Annotated in this window: 22 protein-coding genes, 2 tRNA genes and 2 pseudogenes; 6 read left to right on the top strand and 20 right to left on the bottom strand. The window is 60.6% G+C overall.

Annotated elements, in window-relative coordinates; genetic code table 11:
- Nucleotides 1-295 precede the first annotated feature (295 nt).
- Complete coding sequence (locus AR540_RS24650) at nt 296-1258, bottom strand: inovirus-type Gp2 protein (RefSeq protein ID WP_082706925.1); 963 nt, start codon at nt 1256-1258, stop codon at nt 296-298.
- A gap of 392 nt (nt 1259-1650) precedes the next feature.
- Entirely contained in the window at nt 1651-1836 is a 186-nt protein-coding gene (locus AR540_RS24645; protein ID WP_082706924.1) for a helix-turn-helix transcriptional regulator, read from the bottom strand.
- A 276-nt stretch (nt 1837-2112) separates the two neighbouring features.
- On the opposite strand from AR540_RS24645, the gene AR540_RS24640 reads away from it, so the two are divergent.
- On the top strand, nt 2113-3756 hold the full coding sequence (locus AR540_RS24640; RefSeq protein ID WP_160328330.1) for a YfjI family protein: 1644 nt from the start codon (nt 2113-2115) through the stop codon (nt 3754-3756).
- A gap of 221 nt (nt 3757-3977) precedes the next feature.
- Here the strand turns inward: AR540_RS24640 and feaR are convergent, their stop codons facing one another.
- From feaR to AR540_RS06455, 3 genes and pseudogenes are all read right to left on the bottom strand, one after another.
- Nucleotides 3978-4919: a transcriptional regulator FeaR gene (gene feaR / locus AR540_RS06465; protein WP_059227101.1), complete on the bottom strand. Its 942-nt coding sequence runs from the start codon at nt 4917-4919 to the stop codon at nt 3978-3980.
- Between the two features lie 112 nt (nt 4920-5031).
- On the bottom strand, nt 5032-5622 hold the full coding sequence (locus tag AR540_RS06460; RefSeq protein WP_236712011.1) for a DUF3156 family protein: 591 nt from the start codon (nt 5620-5622) through the stop codon (nt 5032-5034).
- Nucleotides 5609-7027: pseudogene (locus AR540_RS06455) on the bottom strand (APC family permease); the annotation flags it as partial. The pseudogene AR540_RS06455 and the gene AR540_RS06460, both read right to left, overlap by 14 nt.
- Between AR540_RS06455 and AR540_RS06450 the strand changes: the two are divergent.
- Nucleotides 7027-7467, top strand: a pseudogene (locus AR540_RS06450) (aldolase/citrate lyase family protein); the annotation flags it as partial. The pseudogenes AR540_RS06455 and AR540_RS06450 sit on opposite strands and share 1 nt — an antisense overlap.
- A gap of 4 nt (nt 7468-7471) precedes the next feature.
- Here AR540_RS06450 and hpaR read toward each other — a convergent pair.
- The 11 genes from hpaR to AR540_RS06395 all read right to left on the bottom strand — a co-directional run bounded on the left by hpaR (nt 7472) and on the right by AR540_RS06395 (nt 16655).
- Nucleotides 7472-7936: a homoprotocatechuate degradation operon regulator HpaR gene (hpaR, locus tag AR540_RS06445; protein WP_059227097.1), complete on the bottom strand. Its 465-nt coding sequence runs from the start codon at nt 7934-7936 to the stop codon at nt 7472-7474.
- A gap of 829 nt (nt 7937-8765) precedes the next feature.
- Nucleotides 8766-8842, bottom strand: a tRNA-Pro gene (locus tag AR540_RS06440).
- A 64-nt stretch (nt 8843-8906) separates the two neighbouring features.
- Nucleotides 8907-9266 carry a MerR family transcriptional regulator gene (locus AR540_RS06435; RefSeq protein ID WP_007159195.1) on the bottom strand — a complete coding sequence of 120 codons (360 nt, stop codon included), beginning with the start codon at nt 9264-9266 and terminating at the stop codon, nt 8907-8909.
- Nucleotides 9247-9549 carry an integration host factor subunit alpha gene (ihfA, locus tag AR540_RS06430; protein ID WP_007159196.1) on the bottom strand — a complete coding sequence of 101 codons (303 nt, stop codon included), beginning with the start codon at nt 9547-9549 and terminating at the stop codon, nt 9247-9249. Before ihfA ends, AR540_RS06435 begins: the two co-directional genes overlap by 20 nt.
- Nucleotides 9550-9552: 3 nt before the next feature.
- Complete coding sequence (gene pheT, locus AR540_RS06425; RefSeq protein WP_059227094.1) at nt 9553-11931, bottom strand: phenylalanine--tRNA ligase subunit beta; 2379 nt, start codon at nt 11929-11931, stop codon at nt 9553-9555.
- 18 nt (nt 11932-11949) lie between these two features.
- Entirely contained in the window at nt 11950-12951 is a 1002-nt protein-coding gene (pheS, locus tag AR540_RS06420) for a phenylalanine--tRNA ligase subunit alpha (protein ID WP_059227092.1), read from the bottom strand.
- A gap of 96 nt (nt 12952-13047) precedes the next feature.
- Nucleotides 13048-13404, bottom strand: coding sequence for a 50S ribosomal protein L20 (rplT, locus tag AR540_RS24630; RefSeq protein ID WP_058762410.1), 357 nt, complete (start codon nt 13402-13404; stop codon nt 13048-13050).
- Between the two features lie 30 nt (nt 13405-13434).
- Nucleotides 13435-13629: a 50S ribosomal protein L35 gene (gene rpmI, locus AR540_RS06410; protein WP_059227088.1), complete on the bottom strand. Its 195-nt coding sequence runs from the start codon at nt 13627-13629 to the stop codon at nt 13435-13437.
- 61 nt (nt 13630-13690) lie between these two features.
- Entirely contained in the window at nt 13691-14224 is a 534-nt protein-coding gene (gene infC / locus AR540_RS06405) for a translation initiation factor IF-3 (RefSeq protein WP_059227086.1), read from the bottom strand.
- A 20-nt stretch (nt 14225-14244) separates the two neighbouring features.
- Complete coding sequence (thrS, locus tag AR540_RS06400) at nt 14245-16167, bottom strand: threonine--tRNA ligase (RefSeq protein ID WP_059227084.1); 1923 nt, start codon at nt 16165-16167, stop codon at nt 14245-14247.
- Between the two features lie 206 nt (nt 16168-16373).
- On the bottom strand, nt 16374-16655 hold the full coding sequence (locus AR540_RS06395; protein WP_059227082.1) for a hypothetical protein: 282 nt from the start codon (nt 16653-16655) through the stop codon (nt 16374-16376).
- Nucleotides 16656-17085: 430 nt separating this feature from the next.
- Between AR540_RS06395 and AR540_RS06390 the strand changes: the two genes are divergently transcribed.
- Entirely contained in the window at nt 17086-17808 is a 723-nt protein-coding gene (locus tag AR540_RS06390; protein ID WP_059227080.1) for a YfdX family protein, read from the top strand.
- 192 nt (nt 17809-18000) lie between these two features.
- Here AR540_RS06390 and AR540_RS06385 read toward each other — a convergent pair.
- The 4 genes from AR540_RS06385 to AR540_RS06370 form a co-directional block, all read right to left on the bottom strand.
- Nucleotides 18001-18077, bottom strand: a tRNA-Val gene (locus tag AR540_RS06385).
- 89 nt (nt 18078-18166) lie between these two features.
- The gene (locus AR540_RS06380; protein WP_059227077.1) at nt 18167-18679 is read right to left on the bottom strand and encodes a DUF2937 family protein; all 513 of its coding nucleotides are present in this window, start codon (nt 18677-18679) and stop codon (nt 18167-18169) included.
- An 18-nt stretch (nt 18680-18697) separates the two neighbouring features.
- Nucleotides 18698-19471 (bottom strand): class II glutamine amidotransferase, encoded by a 774-nt coding sequence (locus AR540_RS06375; RefSeq protein ID WP_059227075.1) that lies wholly within the window; start codon nt 19469-19471, stop codon nt 18698-18700.
- A 98-nt stretch (nt 19472-19569) separates the two neighbouring features.
- Nucleotides 19570-20043: a hypothetical protein gene (locus tag AR540_RS06370; RefSeq protein WP_059227073.1), complete on the bottom strand. Its 474-nt coding sequence runs from the start codon at nt 20041-20043 to the stop codon at nt 19570-19572.
- 89 nt (nt 20044-20132) lie between these two features.
- On the opposite strand from AR540_RS06370, the gene AR540_RS06365 reads away from it, so the two are divergent.
- From AR540_RS06365 to AR540_RS06355, 3 genes are all read left to right on the top strand, one after another.
- Nucleotides 20133-22154 carry a S9 family peptidase gene (locus tag AR540_RS06365; RefSeq protein WP_059227071.1) on the top strand — a complete coding sequence of 674 codons (2022 nt, stop codon included), beginning with the start codon at nt 20133-20135 and terminating at the stop codon, nt 22152-22154.
- 53 nt (nt 22155-22207) lie between these two features.
- Nucleotides 22208-22963 carry an SRPBCC family protein gene (locus tag AR540_RS06360; protein WP_059227069.1) on the top strand — a complete coding sequence of 252 codons (756 nt, stop codon included), beginning with the start codon at nt 22208-22210 and terminating at the stop codon, nt 22961-22963.
- Between the two features lie 198 nt (nt 22964-23161).
- Nucleotides 23162-24013: a MurR/RpiR family transcriptional regulator gene (locus AR540_RS06355; RefSeq protein ID WP_059227067.1), complete on the top strand. Its 852-nt coding sequence runs from the start codon at nt 23162-23164 to the stop codon at nt 24011-24013.

The following is a 24013-nucleotide window of genomic DNA, read 5'->3' as shown; positions in this document are numbered from 1 at the left end:
AGTCAGTGTCAGCCAGAGCGTCACTGAGCGTGCGGCACAGTTCGACCCCGGCCTAGACAAGCGCTCAATGGTGTCTCCTAGCCGAAATGTGCGTCGCCGAAAACTGCAAGCATTACCAGGCCCTTCGGCGGTATCTGGTTGGCTCAACGAACTCTTCGATACAGTCTAAGAGAACGGTTGCTTTCAAGCCTTCGGAATCAAGAAGCCGACCGCCCTCATGCTTCGCAGCGCCCGGCATTCACACTGCGTTATTGCGCTGCTCTCCCAATCTCCAGACTGTGACTACAAGTTTGCCCTATTGCCGCTTGAACGCGCCCTTACGCAAACAGCGAGCCCCTTCCGGCTTTAGACACAGTTGCTGCTTATCCTTCACCAAATATCTCACTACCTCGTAGATATTAAATCGAGCTGACTGATCACTTCTAAGAATACGACCGACTCCTAGCTTTTCTCCAAGTTGCTCGTAATGATGGTTACTGCTATGGGCGAATCCCCGACCACATGTAACCTCTTGCCACAATTGGCAAATTCTTGTCGCCTTGTATATATCTCGACATGTCATATTGCCGTTGAAAAAGTACAACGCGTGAATATGGTAACCGCTCCCACCCTTGCGATCCCCCTGCTCCACTGCATAAGCGTAGCCAATTAGACGCTCGAATATCGGGTGACGACGCTGCTTGGCAATCAAGGCATCTGAATCTTCGAAAACATGCTCGATTCTTAACCTAGCTTGGCATTCAGCATGATATTTGAGATTCACTCTCACTAAGAGAGTCCTGGAATAGTGATCCATCACAGCGTCGGCGTACTCCGTAAGTTCTTGCTCTTGCTGCTTAACTATCTGTCGGCGAACCGTCTTGCTGCGACGATACCAGTGCTGCCGAGTCAGGTAACGGATCTGCGCAACAAGAAGATTCATACTCTGGTGGTAATCCAAATAGGCGGTACCACTTTCATTGAGACAAACAGGACCTTCAATGGAGCGCTCAAGGCCAATGTCTTGGCACGCACTACGAAACGCCTGCAGATATTCGCAGTAATCGTAGGGAACTCGATCATCGAAAAAATCGAACATCGGCTTAATTTGGTTAAAGTAATGGGAAAGCCGGGTACTCTTTACGCGCTCTGAGCCTAGCCGGCTTGGCTCGACCCAAAATGCGGGTCCATGGCCACTTTCGATCGCTTGAACTAAAGATTTAATCTGGAGTGCTGTGTCAGCTTGGGAAAGTTTGGCATGGCGAACTTTGTTATGCATGGCAGGTACCTGATGGATTCATTCTACATATCAGGTAACTGAGCATTTATTTTTAAACATCCCTACCACTGAACATGCATTGATAACACCACGTACACAACCCGCAACTGATACTCTAGATTTGCCCTCTACGAGTCCATTTAATTACCATTACGATTGCTATATCAATAGATGCATCTCAAACGCTTGAAGGCCACCCCGAAGATGTCGAGTAATCTGGAGCAGGATTGCCGTAATTCTTGAGAAATTCTCATCAAAACATGCTGACAGAGTTAACTGACATTACAACCTTTTTGAATAAAGCATAAACGCCACGATCAGCTTCAGCTGATCGTGGCGTTTATGCTTGTGATTCGAGATGCCAGATCACCAATTAAGACCGTGGCAGACCTCTAGGAAACATCGCGCTCTTCGATTTTGGCCAAGATCCAGTCCTGCACCTCACTATCAACCCAACCTACACACCGATCACCTAGAGAGACGGATTTTGGGAAAGTACCCTCCCCTATATATTTATAAATGGTCGACCGTGCCAATCCCGTTGAGTCCATGACTTCTTTCAAGCGGATAATCCTCATGAACGGGCTCCTCATATTCGTTCAGAGGATTGGCAGGATTCATAAATAAAAACTGTTCTAGCTGGCTGCTGGGGCAGCAGGCAGCAGGCAGCAGGCAGCAGGCAGCAGGCAGCAGGCAGCAGGCAGCAGGCAGCAGGCAGCAGGCAGCAGGAGCCTCCGTGACTGCCAAACCTATCGCTGCAAAAATTTCGTGAAAACTGATTTTTTTCTGCTAATTTCGCTAGCTATAGCCAAAATAGCTGTTTCACAGCAAGGTGGACTGAAATGGATGTACGAATGAGTAGCGGCGTTTCCGTGGCAGATGACGAATGGCCACGATTTAGGGAGCACAGCACTCTTGACGCCGCTGTCAGGGAGGCGGTCAGAGAACTGCAGATTTCCAGCGAGATGGCATATATGTGCGCTTTAGGTGCAATTACTACGGCCTGCCACGGGCGCATCGATCTAGAGATGCCTCCTGGCTATCAAACACCCACATCCCTGATGCTTCTTACAATCGCTGATTCAGGCGAGCGCAAAACAGCAACCCAAGACTATTTCTTTTCACGCATACACGAACTGGATAATTCTGCACGTAGAGCCGATGAAAGCGCTGCCAATGACTATCGAATAAAGCTCCAAATTTGGCACACAAAAAAGCGCCAACTAGAACGCGAATACAACAAATTTACATCGAAAGACAAAACTATTGCTCAGATAGCATTAACTACATTAGAAGAGCATCTTAAATCAGAGCCTAAGCTTGAACGTTCCGGTGCATTTCTTTATGAGGATACGACACCACAAGCTCTCGTCCAGATGCTCGATAGCCATAACCCCTACGGATGCCTGCTAACGAGCGAAGCCAACAGTATCTTTAACGGTAAAGCCCTTGGCGAACTCGATAAATTAAACACGCTGTGGGATGGTGGGACTGTAAACATAGGCCGAATCACCCGAGGCAACATTAACCTCGAAGGTGCACGCTTAACACTATCAATAATGGCTCAGCCAAGCGTCATTTCCCGCTTTATGGCTAAGCGCGGCGAAGAAGCTCGAGGCACCGGATTTCTTGCCCGATTTTTAGTTGCAAAGCCACGATCAATGGCCGGCAATCGCATTAGCAAGACCAATCAAAAACAAGAAAAAATTCGACATCAACAATTTAATAATAAAATAGAAAATTGCATTCAATCATCAACGAAAACGAACCGCCAAGTATTAAGATTTTCAGAGCCTGCTGTAGATTTTTGGCACAAGTGCGAAGAGCAGCTGGAAGAGGAAATGCGTGAAAATGGACTACATCAATTTTCTAAAGATCATGCGTCCAAATTGTTAGAAAATGCTAGCCGCCTATCTGCCAATCTGCATGCCTTCGAGCGTGACCGTGACGAGGACATTGAGATAGAGCTCGCTACTTTAGAGTTTTGCTGGAAGTTTGCACGCATATGCTCCAAGCACTTTCTTAAACATCTTGCTGGCGAACCCCAACTTGTAACAGATACTGAAAGCCTCGTTCAGCACCTCATTAAGAATTTTCCTCTAAGAGTCTATAGACAGGAATCTTACGATTCTAACCAAAATCAATCGGTTTCGATGCCCGAGCAGCCCCCTCCATACCTTGAGAATGGTGAGAGATACACATTCAGCCTAAGTGACATAAAGCAGAAAGGACCAAGCAAGCTTAGAGGAATAGCGGGCAATGATCGCCTGGAAGCGGCACTATCGTTATTGACAAAGCTTGGACATCTAAAAAGAGAACGAAATCGCTATACATTCAAAGAAACAATACTCCTAAAATCGGAACCAGAAATGAAAAACGGAGAAGCTATAACAATCAAATCTTTACCCTTATTTAAGGAACAAGAATATTGGAGACCAAAAAGACAAACCGGACTACTTGACAACTCCGGATATTACTTTATAAAAAGTAATCGTTAAATTAAAACATAAGGAAAAGCAGACGGTTTTGGGCAGAAGCTTTAGTCGTGTGGTCGTCAAGCTGAAAGCTTCGCTGCGAGGTGCATGCTCAATGAGGGCGATACGGAGATATGGAACCTGACGTTAGGCCTTCAGCACTCATTTGCCTCCATTGCATCTCACTGGAACAGTAATCCAATTGAAGCCTTTACTATCAAGTCATTCTTTCGAAACCAATCGTATCAACTATTGGCAGACTGGCGCCGATAGTCTTTGGGCGTACATGCGAAGCGCTTGCGGAAAGCACGGCTGAAATGGGCCGAATCGGTGAAGCCCCAGCGATAGGCAATCTCCGTGATGGAGGCGCTTTGGAGCATAGGGCTGCTGAGGTCGGCGGCGCTGCGCTCCAGCCGGGCGCGCATGATGGACTGGCAGATGCTGTCGCCCTCCTCGAAGGCTCGGTAGAGATTACGGACCGAGACGCCCAGTTCCTGGGCCAGCCAGTTGGGTGACAGCAGTGGCTGTCCCAGCGAGGCGTCGATCATGGCTAGGGCGTTGCGCTTGAGGCCACTCAGGGCCTGGTGTTCATTGCTCTCAAGCGGAAGATCACGTCGCTGATCGAGGGCTGGAATCAGCAGCGCGTGCAGGGCCTCGCTCAGGGCAGCGCCTTCTTCTGGGGTAGCGGCCTGCGCGTCGAGATGCGTGACCTGGCTGACCAGAGAGCGCAGCAGCAGAGTGGTCAGACCTGAGGTCGGCAGCTTGCCGAAGCGCGGATCGCCGCCGGCCAGCCGTCTTCCAAGCGCCTGGCGATCCAGATGGAAGGAGGTATGGCGGATCAGTCCGCAGGGCAGGATGTCACAATCAAACTCCGGGCACATCAGCGCCATGTCCCCGGGGCGCAACTCCACCGCCTCGCCCTGATGGCGCAGAACCGAGTGCCCGGCTTCTTGGACGATGAGAAAGCAGGTACGGTCATCCACCTGATCGCCCGGCGGCCGCTCGCAGGCGATGCGCCCGGCATTGGTGCTGATGGTGGTGTATTCGAAGCCGCCTATGTCGTGGTGCAGGATCTCGCCGATGAACAATGAGTGCTCGGGCGCCAGCCAGGACTGGAAGCGGCCGCAGACCGATTGCAGAGCCTGTGTCCAGTTGGCGAAATCCTGCATCAGGGCCTGTTGGGTCATCTCACTCTCCTCTGTTCGCGTGCGCTCGGGTTGCCGGGATCGGGCGTTACCCGCAGTAACCTGGCCGTTCAGAACGCAATAAGCACACCGGCGCACTATCCATATTCGGCACTTAACTTGGCACTACTTCCGGGGCGATCCAGGCCTGCAGGCGCGCGAGCACCTGCAAGGCGGCCTGGGCCTGGTCGGGCAGAAGCCGCAGGTAGCGGCGATAGGCAGGAAAGCGGCTCACCACCTCGCTGGCCGCAAAGGGCTCCAGCACAAGGCGCCACTGTCCTCCCCGGCGTTCAAGTTCTAGATGCCGGAAATCCAGTACCTGCAGCGCCTTGATTAGCGCCACATCCCGTACCAGTTCAACGCACCATTGCTCCAGCGCAGGATCGCGCCCTTCAAGGATGCGGAAAGCCAATCCCGTCCGCCGCCACCAGCCCCTATGCGTCAATCGGATACGAACAGGCGCAATGGCGCAGGTCGGCCGCTGCAACTGGAAGCGACAGGTCACTAGGTGCATGAGAAACAGCGCCTGAGGTCGCTCCTGGATCTCGAAGGTCCAGCCCCGGTCCTCCTGGCCCACCTGCAGGTGGTCGACGGCCAGTTCCGTTACCTTGAGACCGGGCAGATCACGTACTACGCGTGTCAGCGTAGCACCGGGACGATAGCCGGCCGGCTGCTTCCAAATTTGCCACATGTCAGACTGCACCACGCAGCACGGGCTCGATGGTGGGCAACTGCAGGGCGACCTCGCGGTTGAATTCTTTTTCAAGCGCCTCTTCCACCGGTACCGGGCGGAACGGGTGAACGCGCTGGACCACGAGCGTCCAGAACAACGCGAAGGCCGCCGTCAAAGCGAGCATGGCGCTAAAAGGGCGATAGATGTCCGCCGCGTTCATGCCTGGCGGGGTGATGAACCACATGCCCAGCAGCAGGCCAGCACTGGCGATGATCTGCGGCAGCGGGAACAGTGGTGAACGATAGGCACGCGGCAGGTCGGGCCGACGTATGCGCAACAGCACCACTGAGAGATTGACCAGCAGGTAGGCGGTACTCCAGGCACAGACCGCGGCGAGGATCAGCGGGACGATCCGGTCGGCATTGCCGCCCAGCCACCAGGCATGCAGGCAGGGAATGGCGGCGACCACCGCGATGCACACCACCGGTGTCTTGAAGCGCGGATGCAGGTAGGTAAAGACTCGCGGTAGGGCGCCATCCACAGCCATGCCGTAGAGAATGCGCGGCACACCCGCCATCAGGGTGTTGATGGTGGCCGCGCCGGCGAACAGTAGGCCAATGCCCAGCCAGATCCGGCCGAAGGGGCCCATCACCTGTTCGGCAAATTTGGGAATGGCCATGGGCGTGTCCAGCAGATGGATATTAGCTGCGGGATCGATCAGGACGTTCTCTACCTGCCGGCGCATGGCGGCGCCATATATGAACATGCAGCCCGCTACACCCAGCAGCCCAAGCAACATGGCGCGCGGGAGAGTCCGCGAAGCATTACGCACCTCGGGGGCCTGGGGGGTGACAAATTCGCAGCCGACAAACATGAACATCGCCATGCCGATCAAGGACAGCAGCGTGGTGAGGTCATCGCCTACCAGGGAGGCGCCGAAGGGACCGTCCAGAGCCACCGCGGGCGTCTTGAGCAAGCCGGCGATGCCAAAGATCATCAGGGTGGTCCACATGCCGAAGGTCAGGATGACTTCGGCCTTGCCGAACACCGTAACGCCCAAAACGTTGAGCACAGCGAAGCCGAGCACCAGGCCAACACCGACAAGCCAGGCCTGACCACCTGGTTCGGTCAGGACATTCAAGGATTCAAAATTGACCAGGGCCATAGTGCCGCTGAGGATGGTTTCTGCCGTGCCGGCAAAGACATGTACGATCAGGTAGGCGGACAGCGTGCCGGTGATGGCGAAGAAGCGGCCCAGGCCGCAGGCCAGGTAGTCGTAGACCGAACCGTTCGTGGGCAACAGGCAGGCGGCTTCGGCGAACGTGGTGGATTGCGCCAGCATCATGATTAGGGCGATACCCATGGCCAGGGCGAACAACCCACCGCCCAGGCCGAAGCCAGTGGTGGCCGTGAGGATCACCGGGCTGGCCATGATCAGGCGTCGGCAGTGCCCTCGCTCGCGCCTCGCGCTGGAACACCGTGCCCGACTACCTGAATCGTGCCGAGGAGCAACTCTGCCTGCTGGTGCAGGTGGAGAACCGCGCGGGCCTTGCCGCCCTGCCGGAGATCCTGGCGGTCGAGGGGGTCGACGGCGTCTTTATCGGCCCCGCCGATCTCAGCGCCGCCCTGGGCCATAGGAGCAATCCGGGGCATCCCGAGGTGCAGGCCGCAATAGAGACAGCCATCGGCCAGATCGTCGCCAGCGGCAAGGCAGCCGGCATCCTAAGCGCCGACCAGGGGCTGGCCCGGCGCTACCTGGAACTGGGCGCGACCTTCGTCGCCGTGGGCGTGGACACCAGCGTGCTGGTTAAGGGCTTACAGGCCTTATTGGCGAACTTCAAAGACGTAAAGCCGGTGGCAGGTGGTGGCGTCTACTAGGCGTCTAGGCGTCCTGCTCGGATCCAGAGGCCGGCGCCACCCCATCCTCTGGCTCGATCCGCTTGAGCTCTTCAAGCAGACCGATCAGCGTCCCGAGTTTCTCTTCGCCGAATTGCTCAAGGATGCGCTGATAGTTGGCTTCCATGCCGCCGGCCATGGCGGCAAAGCAAGCCTCGCCCTGGTCGGTCAGCTTGACGTGCACCCGCCTCGCATCCCGGGCATTGCGATAGCGCGTCACATAGCCCGTCTGCTCCATGCGCACCAGCACCCCGGACATGCTTGGTTTAAGGATGCAGGCCTGGTTGGCAAGCTCGTGCATCTCCGTATCTCCGCGCTGCTTGAGCAGCCGGATCACCCGCCACTGCTGCTCGGTTAGGCCATGCTGATTGAGCAACGGCCGGAAAAAGGCCATGGCAGCTTCGCGTGCTTGCAGCAATGATAAAGTCAGGGAAACGCGGGGGGTGAGCATCGAAAAACCAGGATCGGTGAAGGTTACTAATCGTACACCCTAGCCGACCGCTACATTGCTTTTGAGGCCTTTAGCTCGTTCAGACTAGCGATGATGGCGGATGGACCGCCGCTACCCAGTCTCGTGGGGATACAGGCAAAAACAGCTTGTTCAGAAGCAGCTTGCATAAGACTGGGCTTACCGCAATGCCCGGAATCGCCTCTACCTGAATCTGCAGCCAGTGTAAGCCGGGAGTCAGACAGCATCCCAGGCCAGCCCGGCAGTAAACGGCCATGGGCTGCTCGCTTTGTTGGTGACCGATTACTGCATTGCCTGCACTGAACGTGTCCAGGCCCTGCAGTGCGCCAGCCTAGCTTTAGACCTCTACCTGATAGCAATTAAAGCGACGATGCCAAATCCGCACTACCACGACCGGCAGCCATCGCCGCAGCGCTGATTAAATCTTGCCCCATGGGCCAAAGCTCCGACCAGATCCTGCAGGACGCCCGGCAGCACCTATTGCAGACCCTGACTGTGGAGGTAACCTGCAGCGTCTGGGTGCAGCCTTGAGGCTGTCGCAGGTAGCTGACGGCCAGCCATCCAAATGGGACTGCGGATTTCGAAGGGCCTGGCGGAGAAAGCCACACGTGCAGTAGTGGCTGGCGGAACGATCACACCGTCGGCGCCCATCAAACTAGCAGGCACCGTTTCAACACCTTTGAATCGCCTCTTTTGAGGCGTGATGAAAACAGGTGGGGCAAAAAGTGGGGCAAAATTTGAAAGATCGCGAAAACTATCAGGCATAAAAAAATCCAGTCACCGCTAAGTGACTGGATTTCTCGGAGTTTTTTGGTCGGGACGGAGTGATTCGAACACTCGACCCCTTGCACCCCATGCAAGTGCGCTACCAGGCTGCGCTACGCCCCGACTGTGTTCCCCTAGGGAACGGCGTGCATCTTACTGCAACACTTTGATTAATGGAAGCTTTTTTTCACTTTTTCAGTACGACGAGGACTTCTTCGAGTTCGCTGATCATCTGGCGGATGAGCTGGTGGTACTGCGAACCCTCGTCGCGGGTCTCGTCGCCTTGGGTGAGACGCTGGCGCGCCCCGCCGATGGTGAAGCCTTCGTTGTACAGCAGGGAGCGGATCTGGCGGATCATCAGCACGTCGTGGCGCTGGTAATAGCGCCGGTTGCCGCGGCGCTTCACCGGGTTCAGCTGGGGAAATTCCTGCTCCCAGTAGCGCAGCACGTGCGGCTTGACCAGGCAGAGATCGCTCACCTCACCGATGGTGAAGTAGCGCTTGCCCGGTATGACCGGCAGTTCGTCGTTATGACTTGGTTCCAGCATAGGCCTCGACCCTGGCTTTCAGTTTCTGCCCGGGGCGGAAGGTCACCACACGGCGCGCCGTGATGGGTATCTCCTCCCCTGTCTTGGGATTGCGTCCGGGGCGCTGGCGCTTGTCGCGCAGGTCGAAGTTGCCGAAACCGGACAACTTGACCTGCTCGTTGCTTTCGAGCGCATGACGAATTTCTTCGAAGAACAGTTCGACCAATTCCTTGGCTTCACGTTTGTTCAGACCGAGCTCTTCAAACAGACGTTCGGCCATCTCAGCTTTCGTCAGGGCCCCCATGCGCTATTTCCTTAACGTGGCGTTGAACCTTCTTTCCAGAGAAACGAGGATTTTCTGCGTCGTTTCGTTGACTTCTTCATCGGTTAATGTGCGCGATGGATGTTGCAAGGTCAAGCCGATGGCGACGCTTTTTCTATGTGGATCAATACCTTTGCCCTGGTAGACGTCGAACAGACGCAGCTCCTTGAGGCCTTCTCCGGCGTTTTCGCGGATGTCGGCCAGCAGGTCGCCTGCGGCTACGGTTTCGTCCACCACCAGCGCCAGGTCACGACGCACTTCCGGGAAGCGCGACAGTTCGCCGAAGCGCGGCAGGCTGCCGGTGGTCAGGGCATCCAGGGCCAGCTCGAAGAGGAACAGCGGACGATCCACGTCCAACTCGCGCGCCACTTCCGGGTGCAGGGCGCCCAGGTAGCCGACCGGCTGACCTGCCCGCTCGATCAGCGCGGATTGTCCCGGATGCAACGCCGGGTGCTCGCCCGCGACGAAGCGGAAGTCGCTACCTGCGCCAGCCTGGAACAGCAGCGCCTCGACATCGGCCTTGACGTCGAAGAAGTCCACCGCCTCACGCCCGGACGACCAGCTCTCCGGCAGACGCAAACCGCAAACGGCGCCAGCCAGGACGTTTTCCTGCACCAGGTTGTCCAGCTGGCCGACGAATCTCAGCCCCGATTCGAACAGCCTGACGCGGTCCTGCTGACGATTGAGGTTGTGCTGCACGGCCTTGACCAGACCCGGCCATAGCGACGAGCGCATGGCCGCCATGTCGGTGGAGATGGGGTTGGCCAGCATCACCGGCTGCGCCTCAGGCGCGAACAGCCGGAAAGTCTTTTCGTCGATGAAGCTGTAGGTGATGGCTTCCTGGTAACCGCGGGCCACCAGCAGGCGACGCAGCTGGCTCAGCTCGCCCTTGCTCTCGGGCAGGGGCTGCGGCGCCAGGCGCGCCTGGGGGAAGCGGATCGGCAACTGGTTGTAGCCATAGAGGCGCGCCAGTTCTTCGATCAGGTCCACTTCGATGCTGATGTCGAAACGATGGCTGGGTACGCCCACCTGCCAACGACCGGCTTCCAGGGGCGCCACGGCCAGACCCAGGCCACTGAGCAGACGCTCGACCTGGGCATCGTCCAGGGTAAGACCCAGGACGCGCTCGATGCGCTCGGCGCGCAGCAGGATCGGCTCGACCTGCGGCAGGTGCTCGGCACTGACCGCCTCGATCACCGGGCCCGGTTCGCCGCCGACGATATCCAGCAGCAGGTGGGTCGCCCGCTCCATGGCCTTGCGCGCCAGTTCGAAGTCCACGCCCCGCTCGAAGCGGTGGGAGGAATCGGTGTGCAGGCCATAGGAACGAGCCTTGCCGGCCACGGCGATGGTGTCGAAGAAGGCGCTTTCCAGGAAGAGATCACGGGTACCGGTGGCCACGCCACTGTACTCGCCACCCATGACGCCGGCGATGGCCAGGGCGCGTTCGTGGTCGGCGATCACCAGGGTGTCGTTGCGCAGTTCGATGTCCTGGCCGTCCAGCAGCACCAGGCGCTCGCCGGCATCGGCCAGGCGTACGCGGATGCCGCCCTTGATCTGGTCCAGATCGAAGGCATGCATGGGCTGACCGAGTTCGAGCATCACGTAGTTGGTGACGTCGACGGCGGCGTCGATGCTGCGCACGCCGCTACGGCGCAGGCGCTCGACCATCCAGTCCGGCGTCGGGCGGGACAGGTCGACGTTCCTGACCACACGACCCAGGTAGCGCGGGCAGGCCTGGGGGGCCAGCACCTCGACCGGACGGGTCTCCTGGTGCACGGGCGCTACCGGCTCGACCTGCAGCGGCTCGACGGTGGTGTTGTACAGGGCACCTACTTCCCGCGCCAGACCGGCGATGGACAGGCAGTCGCCGCGGTTGGGCGTCAGGTCGACATCGATGATGGCGTCGTCCAGCTGCAGGTAGCGGCGGATGCTCTCACCGACCGGAGCCGCGGCAGGCAGCTCCAGCAGGCCGCTGTTATCGTCGCTGATCTGCAGTTCGCTGGCCGAGCAGAGCATGCCGTGGGATTCCACGCCGCGCAGCTTGGCCTTCTTGATGGTGAAGTCACCGGGCAGGATGGCGCCGACGGTGGCGAAAGGCACCTTGAGGCCGGCGCGCACATTGGGCGCCCCACAGACTACCTGGAAGGACTCCTGGCCGTTGCTGACCTGGCAGACATTGAGCTTGTCGGCATCGGGATGGCGCTCGACGGAGACCACCTCGCCGACGATGACGCCCTGGAAGCTCCCGGCCGCCGCTTCGACGCCGTCCACTTCCAGGCCGGCCATGGACAGCCGGGCAACCAGATCCTCGTGCGTAGCCGCAGGGTTCACCCAGCTACGCAGCCATTGTTCACTGAATTTCATAGGACTCCCGTCTGGCAGCTAGCGGAATTGCGCCAGGAAGCGCAGATCGTTGTCGAAGAAGAGGCGCAGGTCGTTGACCCCGTAGCGCAGCATGGCCAGGCGCTCGGCGCCCATGCCGAAGGCGAAGCCCTGGTACTTCTCCGGATCGATGCCGGCCATGCGCAGGACGTTCGGGTGGACCATGCCGCAGCCCAGCACCTCGAGCCAGCGCGAGGCCGGTTCGCCGTCGCGGCTCGGGCGGCGGATGTCCACCTCGGCCGACGGCTCGGTGAAGGGGAAGTAGGAGGGACGGAAGCGCACTTCCAGCTCTTCCTCGAAGAATTCGCGCAGGAAACTCACCAGGGTGCTCTTGAGATCGGCGAAGCTGACTTCCTCGTCGATCACCAGGCCTTCGACCTGATGGAACATGGGCGAATGGGTCTGATCGCTGTCGCAGCGATAGACACGACCCGGGCAGATGATGCGGATCGGTGGTTGCTGGCTCTCCATGGTGCGGATCTGCACCGGCGAGGTGTGGGTGCGCAGCAGCATGTTGGCGTTGAAGTAGAAGGTGTCGTGCATCGCCCGCGCCGGGTGGTGGCCGGGAATGTTGAGCGCCTCGAAGTTGTGGTAGTCGTCTTCGATCTCGGGACCGGTGGCGACACCATAGCCGATGTTGGCGAACAGGCGCTCGATACGTTCCAGGGTGCGGGTAACCGGGTGCAGGCCACCGGAGGTCTGACCGCGCCCGGGGAGGGTCACGTCAATACGCTCTGCGGCAAGGCGAGCGGCCAAGGCGGCCTGCTCCAGCGTCGCCTTGCGGCTGTTGATCGCGTCCTGGACACGTTCCTTGGCGGCATTGATCAGGGCGCCGACCTGGGGCCGCTCCTCCGCCGAAAGGTTGCCCAGGGTCTTCATGATCTGGGTCAGCTCACCCTTCTTGCCCAGGTAATTGACCCGGAGCTGTTCCAGGGCATTGGTGTCTTCGGTGTGCCGCACGGCCTCCAGGGCTTGGGAGACCAGCGCATCCAGGTTTTCCATCTAGGGACTCCAGATACAAAATAGGGGAAGAGCTATGAGGCTCTTCCCCTATCGATAACGTTGCTTCGCGTCGGAGACGCGAGATTGCCGGGGGGCTTAAGCCAGCGAAGCTTTAGCTTTCTCGACAATCGCAGCAAACGCCGCTTTTTCGTTCACGGCCAGATCGGCCAGTACCTTACGGTCGATCTCGATGGCCGCTTTTTTCAGGCCGGCGATCAGACGGCTGTAGGACAGACCGTTGATACGAGCACCAGCGTTGATACGAGCGATCCACAGAGCGCGGAACTGACGCTTACGCTGACGACGGTCACGGTAGGCGTATTGGCCTGCCTTGATTACCGCTTGCTTAGCGACGCGGAAGACGCGCGAACGGGCACCGTAGTAGCCTTTGGCGAGCTTCAGGATTTTCTTGTGACGGCGACGAGCGATGACGCCACGCTTAACACGAGCCATGAGTAACTTCCTCTAGATTCTTGACCAGGATTAACGAAGGCGCAGCATGCGCTCGACCTTTTGCACGTCGGATGCATGCATCAGCGACGTACCGCGCAGCTGACGCTTACGCTTGGTGGTCATCTTGGTCAGGATGTGGCTCTTGAAGGCGTGCTTGTGCTTGATGCCGCCAGCAGTCTTCTTGAAGCGCTTCGCAGCGCCGCTTTTGGTTTTCATCTTTGGCATGTTCGGATACTCCGCATTGAGTGATTACGCATAACCGCAAGGCCTGCCAGTGCCCTGGTGGTTACTTTTTCTTCTTGGGGGCGATGACCATGATGAGTTGGCGTCCTTCCATCTTAGGATGCTGCTCAACGGCGCCATGTTCGGCGAGGTCGGCTTCGACCCGCTTCAACAGCTCCATGCCCAGCTCCTGGTGGGCCATCTCCCGGCCGCGGAATCTCAACGAGACCTTGGCCTTGTCCCCCTCGGTTAGGAAACGTACCAGGTTGCGTAGTTTTACCTGGTAATCCCCTTCTTCCGTCCCTGGACGAAACTTGATTTCTTTGACCTGAGCCTGCTTCTGGTTCTTCTTCGCCGCCGCGACTTGCTTCTTCTTCTCGAAGACGTGCTTGCCGTAGTCCATGATCCGACAGACCGGAGGTATGGCATCGGCGGTGATTTCCACCAGATCCAGCTTGGCGTCTTCGGCAGCCTGCATGGCCTCCTGGATGGAGACGATGCCTACTTGCTGACCATCGGCGCCAATAAGGCGAACTTCCCGGGCGGTGATATTTTCATTGATCGGTGCCCGAGGTGCGGCTCGCTTGTCTTGTCTCATGTCACGCTGCTTGATAGTGATTACTCCGATTCTTGCCGGCCACGCCGGGAAACCGCTTGCGTGAGCAGCTCGCGGAAACGCTCGACGGGCATCGAGCCCAGGTCTACGCCTTCGCGGGTACGCACGGCAACGGATCGTGTCTCAACCTCCCGGTCTCCAATAACCAGGAGATAGGGAACCTTGAGCAAAGTATGCTCGCGGATTTTAAAGCCGATCTTCTCGTTTCTCAAGTCGGCCTTCGCGCGGAAGCCCTCGGCGTTCAATTCGCCGACGACCTGCTGAGCGAAATCGGCCTGCTTGTCGGTGATATTGAGCACCACCGCCTGGGTCGGCGCGAGCCAGGCCGGGAACTGGCCGGCATAGTGCTCGATGAGCATGCCGATGAAGCGCTCGAAGGAACCGAGGATGGCGCGATGCAGCATCACCGGGCGCTGCCGGCTGTTGTCTTCGGAGACGTAGCTGGCGTCGAGGCGCTCCGGCAGGTTGGGATCGTACTGCAGGGTACCACACTGCCAGTTGCGACCCAGGCAATCCTTGAGGGTGAATTCGATCTTCGGCCCATAGAAGGCCCCCTCGCCCGGCTGGTATTCCCAGTCCAGGCCCGAGGCATTCAGGGCATCGGCCAGTGCCTTCTCGGCGCGATCCCACAGTTCTTCCGAGCCAACGCGCTTGGCGGGCCGGGTCGAGAGCTTCATGGCCACGTCGGTGAAACCGAAGTCGGCGTAGACCTGCAGGGTCAGCTTGATGAAGTCGGCCGCTTCCTTCTCCACCTGCTCCTCGGTGCAGAAGATGTGGGCATCGTCCTGGGTGAAGCCGCGCACGCGCATGATGCCGTGCAGGGCGCCGGACGGCTCGTTGCGGTGACAGGCACCGAATTCGGCCAGGCGCAGCGGCAGGTCGCGGTAGGACTTCAGGCCCTGGTTGAACACCTGCACGTGGCAGGGGCAGTTCATCGGCTTGACCGCGAAGTCGCGGTTTTCCGAAGCCGTGGTGAACATGTTCTCGGCGTAGTTGGACCAGTGCCCGGAACGCTCCCAGAGGATGCGGTCGACCACCTGGGGCGTCTTGATCTCCTGGTAGCCATGCTCGCGCTGGACCTTGCGCATGTACTGCTCGAGCACCTGATAGACGGTCCAGCCGTTGGCGTGCCAGAACACCATGCCGGGTGCCTCTTCCTGCAGGTGGAAGAGATCGAGCTGCTTGCCGATGCGGCGATGATCGCGCTTCTCGGCTTCCTCGATGCGCTGGATGTAGGCGGCCAGCTGCTTCTTGTCGGCCCAGGCAGTGCCATAGATGCGCTGCAGCTGCTCGTTCTTGGCGTCGCCGCGCCAGTAGGCGCCGGACAGCTTGGTCAGCTTGAAGGCCTTGAGGAAGCGGGTGTTCGGGACGTGCGGGCCCCGGCACATGTCGACGTATTCCTCGTGGTAGTACAGGCCCATGGCCTGCTCCTCGGGCATGTCGTCGATCAGGCGCAGCTTGTAGTCTTCACCCCGGGCCTTGAACACCTCGATGACCTCGGCACGCGGCGTCATCTTCTTGATGACGTCGTAGTCCTTGTCGATCAGCTCGCGCATCCGCGCCTCGATGGCCGAGAGGTCGTCGAGGGTGAAGGGACGCTCGAAGGCGATGTCGTAGTAGAAACCTTCGTCGATCACCGGACCGATGACCATCTTGGCGGTCGGGAACAGCTGCTTGACCGCATGACCCACCAGGTGGGCACAGGAGTGGCGAATGATCTCCAGCCCGTCCTCGTCCTTGGCGGTGATGATCTGCAGGTTGGCGTCCTGCTCGATGAGATCGCTGGCATCGCGCAACTGGCCGTCGACGCGACCGGCGATGGTGGCCTTGGCGAGACCGGCCCCGATGGACTGGGCGACTTCGGCTACGGTGACGGGCTTGTCGAATGGACGTTGGCTACCGTCGGGGAGAGTAATGACAGGCATGGCGCCTCCTCAACTCAGTGGTGACCCATACCAAGGGCCACATGGTGGGATTGGCCAGTAAGCAGCCGCACCGCTGGAAATCCCGCCGCACAGTGGCAGGGCCGCAAGGCATTCCGAGGCGACGCGAAAGGATCACTGGAAGTTTGGAACGGAAATCCTTTCAGAAACGGCCACCTGGCGCAACTGCGCGAAGGCGGCCAGGCAGATCAGCGCGGGGCGTCGGGATACTTCTTGAGGAATTGCTTCTGCATTTCCTGGCAGTTTTCCATCAGCGCCTGGCGATCGGCCGGCGAGGTATCCGGGGCGTCGGCGCGCGCCAGGCATTGGTCGATGGCCTGCTGCTCGTTGGCACGATTGGTGGGCGTCGCATTGTGGCGATAGACGTAGATGATGGAGCCGAACACCACCACCGCGAACAGGATCGACAGCAGGATCAAGCCCAGGCAGCCGCCCTTGCCGATCTGCCGCCCTTCACCCACTTGAGACATCTTCCCCTCCTCGTCGCTGCGGACCGCCATGCGCCGCTGTCACGGATCAACTGGCGGCCTCGGAAAAATCATCCGCCAGTCTACGTGAAAACGTCTGGCGCCACGAAGGAGGCAAGAGGTCACATCCCGGCAGCGCAGCCTCCACCCGCAACGACATTCAATCTTCGACCAGGCGTCAAGCACCCTATAACTTAATGCCTAGCCCCGGAACACTTGCCTTATTTAATCTCAAGATTAAATAAGGCAGACCAACACCCTCAATAAACCTGTTCAGCGCGCATTCAAGAAACTACCCAAAAGTGTTAATCCAGACTTAAGACGCCAGGCGGAGTATCGATCCCAGGCACTACAGAACCCAACCATGAAGAACCAGGTTCTGGTACCTGAGCGATAAACTTACTTCAATTGCATATCCCGCTGGAGGCAGCAAATGAACGTCAAGAACAAACTGGCAAAGAGCATGCTGGTCGTCGCCATCGTAGCCGCCTGCTCGTCCGCTGCAGTGTACGCCGCCACCGAAACGCCCGCCGCGAACGAGCTGAGCAGCTTCCAGGCCCTGTCCACCGAAGGCCAGAAGGCTTTTGCGGATATCTCCACTGCCCGCGTCGAGCTGTTCCAAGGCCATCCGAAGAAGGCCGAGGAGCAAGTCAAGGCAGCCCAACATGCGCTTAAACTCGCCCAAACGGACAATACGTCTTTCATCAAGGCCGCCAAGGACCTGAATGCCAAAGACAGCCAGGGCACAGCCGATATGGATACTACCGGAAAGGCCTGGCTACCCATCTGGGGTGACACCATTATCCAGGACAATTACTTGGCCAGCCCGCAGAAGGTGAAGGCAGTTGCCGACGCCAACCAGAAACTCAAACAGGGTGATGCCAAAGGAGCCGCGGAAGTTCTGCGCCTGGCCAACGTGAACGTCGATACTTCCATTGCCCTGGCGCCGCTCAAGCAGACCATCGCCGATGTCGATCAGGCAGCGCAACAATTGAGCAGCAACAAGTACTACGAGGCCAATCTGACGCTCAAACAGGCCCAGGACGAGGTACGTTTCGCCTCGACGGACGTGAATTTCGCCCCGCACGGCAAAGGCCTGCAGCCCGTTGGCTCCTTCACCGAGACGGTCACCCCGACCACCAGCCCGTCCAAGTAGCGGCTCGAGCTTCCGGCGCTCCCGGCGACGCCGGAGGCGAGAACCGACCAACCTCGAGAGAGGCCAGCCAACCGGATCGCCTCTCGGTTCCTGGATAGGGACCCGAGGCATTCGGGTAAGACAGGCAAACGAAAAAGGGCGACCCCTTCGGATCGCCCTTTTTCGTTACCCGCCAGCAGTGCGGGTTTTGTTTGGTAGGCACGATTGGATTCGAACCAACGACCCCCACCATGTCAAGGTGGTGCTCTAACCAACTGAGCTACGTGCCTGCTGTGGGTGCGCATTCTACAGACAGGCACCGGAGCGTCAAGCCCTTTTTCCAGCTAAACACCTGAAAACGTGAATTTTTTTCCGAGGCCTAGGAAATCCGCCGCGCCGGTCGCCTGGGGTAGAGCAGGATCGAAAGCCACAGGGCGAGGGTTTCCATGATCACCGCCAGAGCCAGGCCGAGGCCGACGCCCCAGGCGATGGCGGCGGGAGTGAGTACTACCTGATAGCGGTACTGCGCCAGGGTTTCGTCACGCAGTTCGGGGTTGGGACGCACCAGGATGCGCCAGGCCTTCTCGTACCAGGGCCCCTGCAACGCCTGCCACTCTTCGTTGAACAGGGCATTGCGGCGCATCAATATCCCGAGGCTGTCGGCATCGCTGCGGAAGACCGGGTCTTCGCTGGCCTGGTAGTGGGCCAACAGGCGCTCGAGACTACCCTCGAAGTATTGGTCCGCGGTGCGCCGGAAGCCGCCCAGGGATTGCTCGGACTCCAGCCGATGGGCATCCACCCGCTGCTCGTAGTCGAGCATGAACCCAGGCACCTGAACCCCGACCAGCAGGGCCAGGGAGAACAACAGCATTCGGATATAGCTACGCAACATCGCCGGTGAGATTCCTGTTCAGACGCGGCCCTGGGTGACGATCTCGCCATTCCACCAGAGATGCCATTCGCCAGGCTGGTGCAGGGTCCAGACCTCGTCGGAGGTCAGGGGTTCGGTAGCGACGATGGTGACCACGTCGTCGGGGGTGGTCTCGGCCTTGAAGTCGACGTGGACTTCGGCGTCGCGCAGGTGAGCCGGCCCGAAGGGTGCACGGCGGGTGATGTGGCCCAGCTTGGTGGTGCAGAAGCTGAACAGCCAGTCACCGTCGCTGAGCAGGCAATTGAAGACGCCCTTCCGGCGAAAGCCGTCGCAGGCATTCACCAGCTGAGGCAGCAGCATCTCCACCGGCACCGGCTCGGGGAAGCGTTCGCGGACCTGATCCAGCAGGCTGCAGAAGGCCGCCTCGCTATCGGTATCCCCGACCGGGCGGTAGAAGCGGGGTTCGGGGTGAAAATCCTGCAACTGGCCGTTGTGGGCGAAGCTCCAGTAGCGGCCACCCAGCTCGCGCACGAAGGGATGGGTGTTGGCCAGGTTGACGCCGCCGACGTTGGCATGACGGATATGGCCGATCACGGTGTGGCTCTTGATCGGATAGCCCTGGACCAGCTTGGCCACCTCGGAGTCGGCGCCCGGCAGAGCGTCCTTGAACAGGTGCAGCCCCCTACCCTCGTAGAAGGCCACGCCCCAGCCGTCGCGGTGCGGACCGGTGCGGCCGCCGCGCTGCATCAAGCCCTGGAGACTGAAGACCAGATCCGTGGGCACGTTGGCACTCATGCCCAGCAATTCGCACATGTCCGTCCCTCCGGGGTGGCCGCCTGGTTCGATCGCGGCTGCAGCCGCTGCCCATGGCAATCATGCTGAATGGGTGACGCCCCGGGCGCAAGCCTGGATTACAGCCGGGGTTCGACACGCTCGCCACGGCCACGGGGTTCGCGGCGCTCGACGGGCGCGGGGGCTCCGCGCCGCGCGGCGGACGCTTCCGGCAGCGGGTCGTCCACAGGGTCGGTCGTGGAGACGGCGGTCGGCTGCGGCCGTGAACGCCAGTACAGCCAGCGAACGATGACGAAGACCAGGTAGAGCACCAGGGCGAGGGCCCCGACGACGGAGAGGTCCGCCACCGCCGACCAGGCACTGTTGCCCACCTTGAACACCAGGTCGAGCACGGTCACGGCGATGGCCGGCGCATAGAAGCTGTGCTCCGGGTCGGCGATGGTCGGGGTCAGCAGGAGCACCGCCGCGACCAGGCGAATGGGCTCGCGCAGCCAGCGCCAGAGCCAGCCGGTGGCCTTGAAGGTCACCACCAACAGCAGCAGCGCGGCGATGGCGTAGACGGCCCAGGCGATCAGGTACTCTTGCTCGGTCATTGCGATCCATGGCGATAGCGGGAAGGGGAAGCCTATGATAACGGTTTTGCCCCGACCGCGTGCTTCCACGCGGCGCACAAGGAGCCCGCATGACCCAAGCCCCCACCGCTCGCCGCGCCCCTGGTGACGACCCCTACGCCTGGCTGGAACAGCGCGACGCTCCCGAGGTGCTGGCGCACCTGGAGGCGGAGAACGCCTACCTGGAAGCCCAGCTGGCACCCGAGGCCGCCCTGCGCGAGCAACTGTTCGAAGAGATCCGCGCGCGCATCCGCGAAACGGACCTGTCGCTGCCGGTCCCGCGTGGCGACTATCTCTATTACCAGCGCACCCAGGCCGGCGACGAATACGGCCGCAATTACCGCTGCCGCCGCCCGGCCGCTGGCGACCTGACGCCGGATGCCGCGAGCGAGGAACTGCTGTTCGATGGCAACGCCATCGCCGATGGGGGATTCCTGTCCGTGGGCCGCTTCACCGTCAGCCCGGATCAGAGCAAGCTCGCCTACAGCCTGGATCAGGTCGGCGACGAGACCTATCGGCTCTATGTGAAGGACCTGGTCACCGGCACGGTGACCGAACTGCCCTTCGACGAATGCGACGGCAGCCTGACCTGGGCCAACGACAGTCGCACCCTGTTCTTCGGCGAGCGGGACGACGCCCATCGCCCGCACAAGCTCTATCGCTATCATCTGGGCGATGCCGAACCGCAGTTGGTCTTCCACGAAACCGACGGCCGCTTCTTCCTCGGCTGCTATCGTTCGAGCTCCGAACGGAAGCTGTTGCTGCTGTCCCACAGCAAGACCACCAGCGAGGCCTGGGTGCTGGATGCGGATCGGCCGGACGAGGCCTTCGTCTGCCTGGCGCCGCGCGAGGAAGGGCACGAATACTTCCCCGACCATGGCGTCGATGGCTGGTACGTGCGCAGCAACCAGGACGGCATCAACTTCGCGCTGTACCGGGCTGCCGAAGAGAGCCCCACGCGGGCGCATTGGGAGTTGCTGGTGCCCCATGATCCGGAGGTGATGCTGGAGGATGCGAGCCTGGGCGCCCATGCCCTGGTACTGAGCCTGCGCGCCGCCGGCCTGCCGATCCTGGAGGTCCGTCCCTACGGCCGGGCGCCCTATCGCGTCGAGCTGCCGGACGAGGTCTACAGCCTGGATGCGATGGACGTGCTGGAATTCCACAGTCCGGTCATGCGCCTGCGCTACGAGGCGCTCAATCGCCCGGCGGAGATTCGCGAACTGGACCTGGCCAGCGGTACCCAGCGGGTGCTCAAGCAGGTGCCGGTGGAAGGCTCCTTCGACGCCGACGCCTACGAGAGTCGCCGCCTGTGGGCCACTGCCGCCGATGGCACCCGCATCCCCATCAGCCTGGTCGGTCGACGCGACCTGCCGCAGAGTGCCCCACTCTACCTCTATGGCTACGGCGCCTATGGCCATAGCCTCGATCCCTGGTTCTCCCATGCCCGCCTGAGTCTGCTGGACCGTGGCGTGCGCTTCGCCATCGCCCATGTGCGCGGCGGCGGCGAGTTGGGCGAGGCCTGGTATCGCAGGGGCAAGCTGGAGCACAAGCAGAACACCTTCGATGACTTCATCGCCTGCACCGAGCATTTGCTGGCCGAAGGCCTGAGCACTCCGCAACAAGTGGTCATCAGCGGCGGCAGTGCCGGCGGCCTGCTGATCGGGGCCGTGCTCAACCAGCGGCCCGACCTCTATGCCGCGGCCATCGCCGAGGTGCCCTTCGTCGACGTGCTCAACACCATGCTCAAGCCGGACCTGCCGCTGACCGTCACCGAATACGACGAGTGGGGCGATCCGAACGAGCCGGAGGTGCGCGCGCGCATCGCCAGCTACGCACCCTATGAGAACGTCAAGGCCCAGGCCTATCCGGCGATCCTGGCGGTGGCGGGTTATCACGACACCCGGGTGCAGTATTGGGAAGCCGCCAAATGGGTGGCGCGACTGCGCGAGCGGCGCACCGATCAGGCGCCTTTGCTGCTGCTCAAGACCGAGTTCGGCGCCGGCCACGGCGGCATGAGCGGGCGCTACCAGGCCCTGCGCGACGTGGCCCTGGAATACGCCTTCGTGTTTCGGGTGCTGGGCCTGAGCGGCTAGGGAACGGCGGGGGCTCTGGACAGGTCTTTCCCACAGTTGAAGGAGAATCTGCCATGCACCTAGACGCCCCCACTCCCCCTCTTGCTCCCCCAACCCGTGACGACGCCGCCGTGCGCGGCGTGGAACGCCTGGCCTCGCTGGCGGGCGGTGGCCTGCTGCTCAGTCGCGGCCTGGCGCGGGGCGGTCTGCTCGGCCTGCTCAGCGGGGCGACCGGCGCCTGGCTGCTGACCCGCGGCTTGCGTGGCCGCTGCCCGGTGCGCCGGGTGGTGGCCAACACCCGCTTCGAACGCGACGTGCGCCGCTCGCTGGCCTGGCGCTCGGCCGCCTCCCAGACCCGTCGGATCGTCATCGCCCGACCGCGCGACGAGCTGTATCGCTTCTGGCGGGACTTCTCCAATCTGCCGATCTTCATGCGCCATATCGAACGGGTGGACGTGCTCAACGACCGCTACTCCCATTGGGTGGTCAAGGCGCCCATGGGACGTTTCGAATGGGACGCGGAGGTCACCGACGACATCCCCGGCCAGTTGATCGGCTGGCGCTCCTGCGGCTATGCCGGCCTGAACAACCTGGGCTGGGTCAGCTTCGCCGAAGTGCCGGGCGGCACCGAGGTGACGGCAGTGATGGCCTACGAACCTCCGGCCGGTCGCCTGGGCCATCTCTTCGCCCGCCTGCTGCGCCGCGATCCCGGCACCCGCATCGCCCAGGACCTGGCTGAGCTCAAGGTGCTGCTGGAACGGGCCCACGCGGTGAGCGATCGCTACGGCGCGGTGGAGCGCACCTCGCACATGGAGTCGCCGCTGGGCTGACGCCAATGGCGGCGTCTCGGCCGAGACGCCGCTGCCCACCCCTGCTGCTTCGCGCTTGTCTCCAAGCGACACCTCTCCCCTGTTTACGACACTCCGATGACAGTCGGCTTCCCGCCACTTGCGACGCCTGGAAAGGCGATGTTAGCTTGAGAACAACAGAGCACTAAATGACAGATCGATAACATCGCAGGCCGCGGCGTGACCAAACCTCTCTTCTTCCAAGCCCTCGAAGGTGCCTTCGCCGACCTCACGCCCACCGGCAAGCGAGTCGCAGGCTACCTGTTGGCCAATCCGGAGAAGCTGCCCTTCGAGACCGCCGACAGCATCGCCCAGCGTACCAACACCACCGGCATTTCCGTGGGCCGGCTCCTACGCTCGCTGGGCTATCGCAACCTCGACGACGTCAAGCAGAGCCTGAGAGACGAAGGCCTGGAAGCCTGGCGCATCACCGATCGCTTCAGCGCCTTTCGCCAGCAGAGCGGACGCAGCGATGCCCTGGATCGCTCCCTGGCCGCCGAGCTCGCCGCCATCGAGGACGTCTATCAGCTGGCCCGCGGTCCGGTGTTCGAGCAGGTGGTGCAGCAGCTGACCGACGCCGATGCCGTGTTCATCGCTGGCATCCAGACCACCCGTGGCGTGCTCGGCAGTTTCCACAGCCTGCTGGAATACATCCGCCCCAAGGCCTTCTACGTCGACGGCCTGTCCGGCACCTACGCCGACATCTTCAACAGTGGCTTCGCCCGGCCCTATCTGGTGGTGGCCGACTTCCGCGCCTACTCCAGCGTGACCCGCAAGCTATGCGAAGCCGCCCGCGACGCCGAGCTACCCATGGCGCTGATCACCGACTACCACTGCCCCTGGGCCCGGGACTATCCGGCCGACCTGCTGCAACTGCGCCTGGAGGTCGGCCAGTTCTGGGACTCCGTGGCGCCCCTGGCCTGCCTGCTGAACCTGCTGGTGTCGGCGGTGGCGGATCGCTCCGGCGACGACCTGGAACAGCGCCTGGCGAGCAACCGCGCCTTGCAGCAGCGCTTCGGGCAATTCGAATGA

Origin of the sequence: Pseudomonas sp. EpS/L25 (assembly GCF_001512295.1) — a bacterium.
Taxonomy (GTDB): Bacteria; Pseudomonadota; Gammaproteobacteria; order Pseudomonadales; family Pseudomonadaceae; genus Chryseomonas.
Note: the sequence above shows the minus strand (reverse complement) of the source record. Positions and strands in the feature narration are given on the sequence as shown.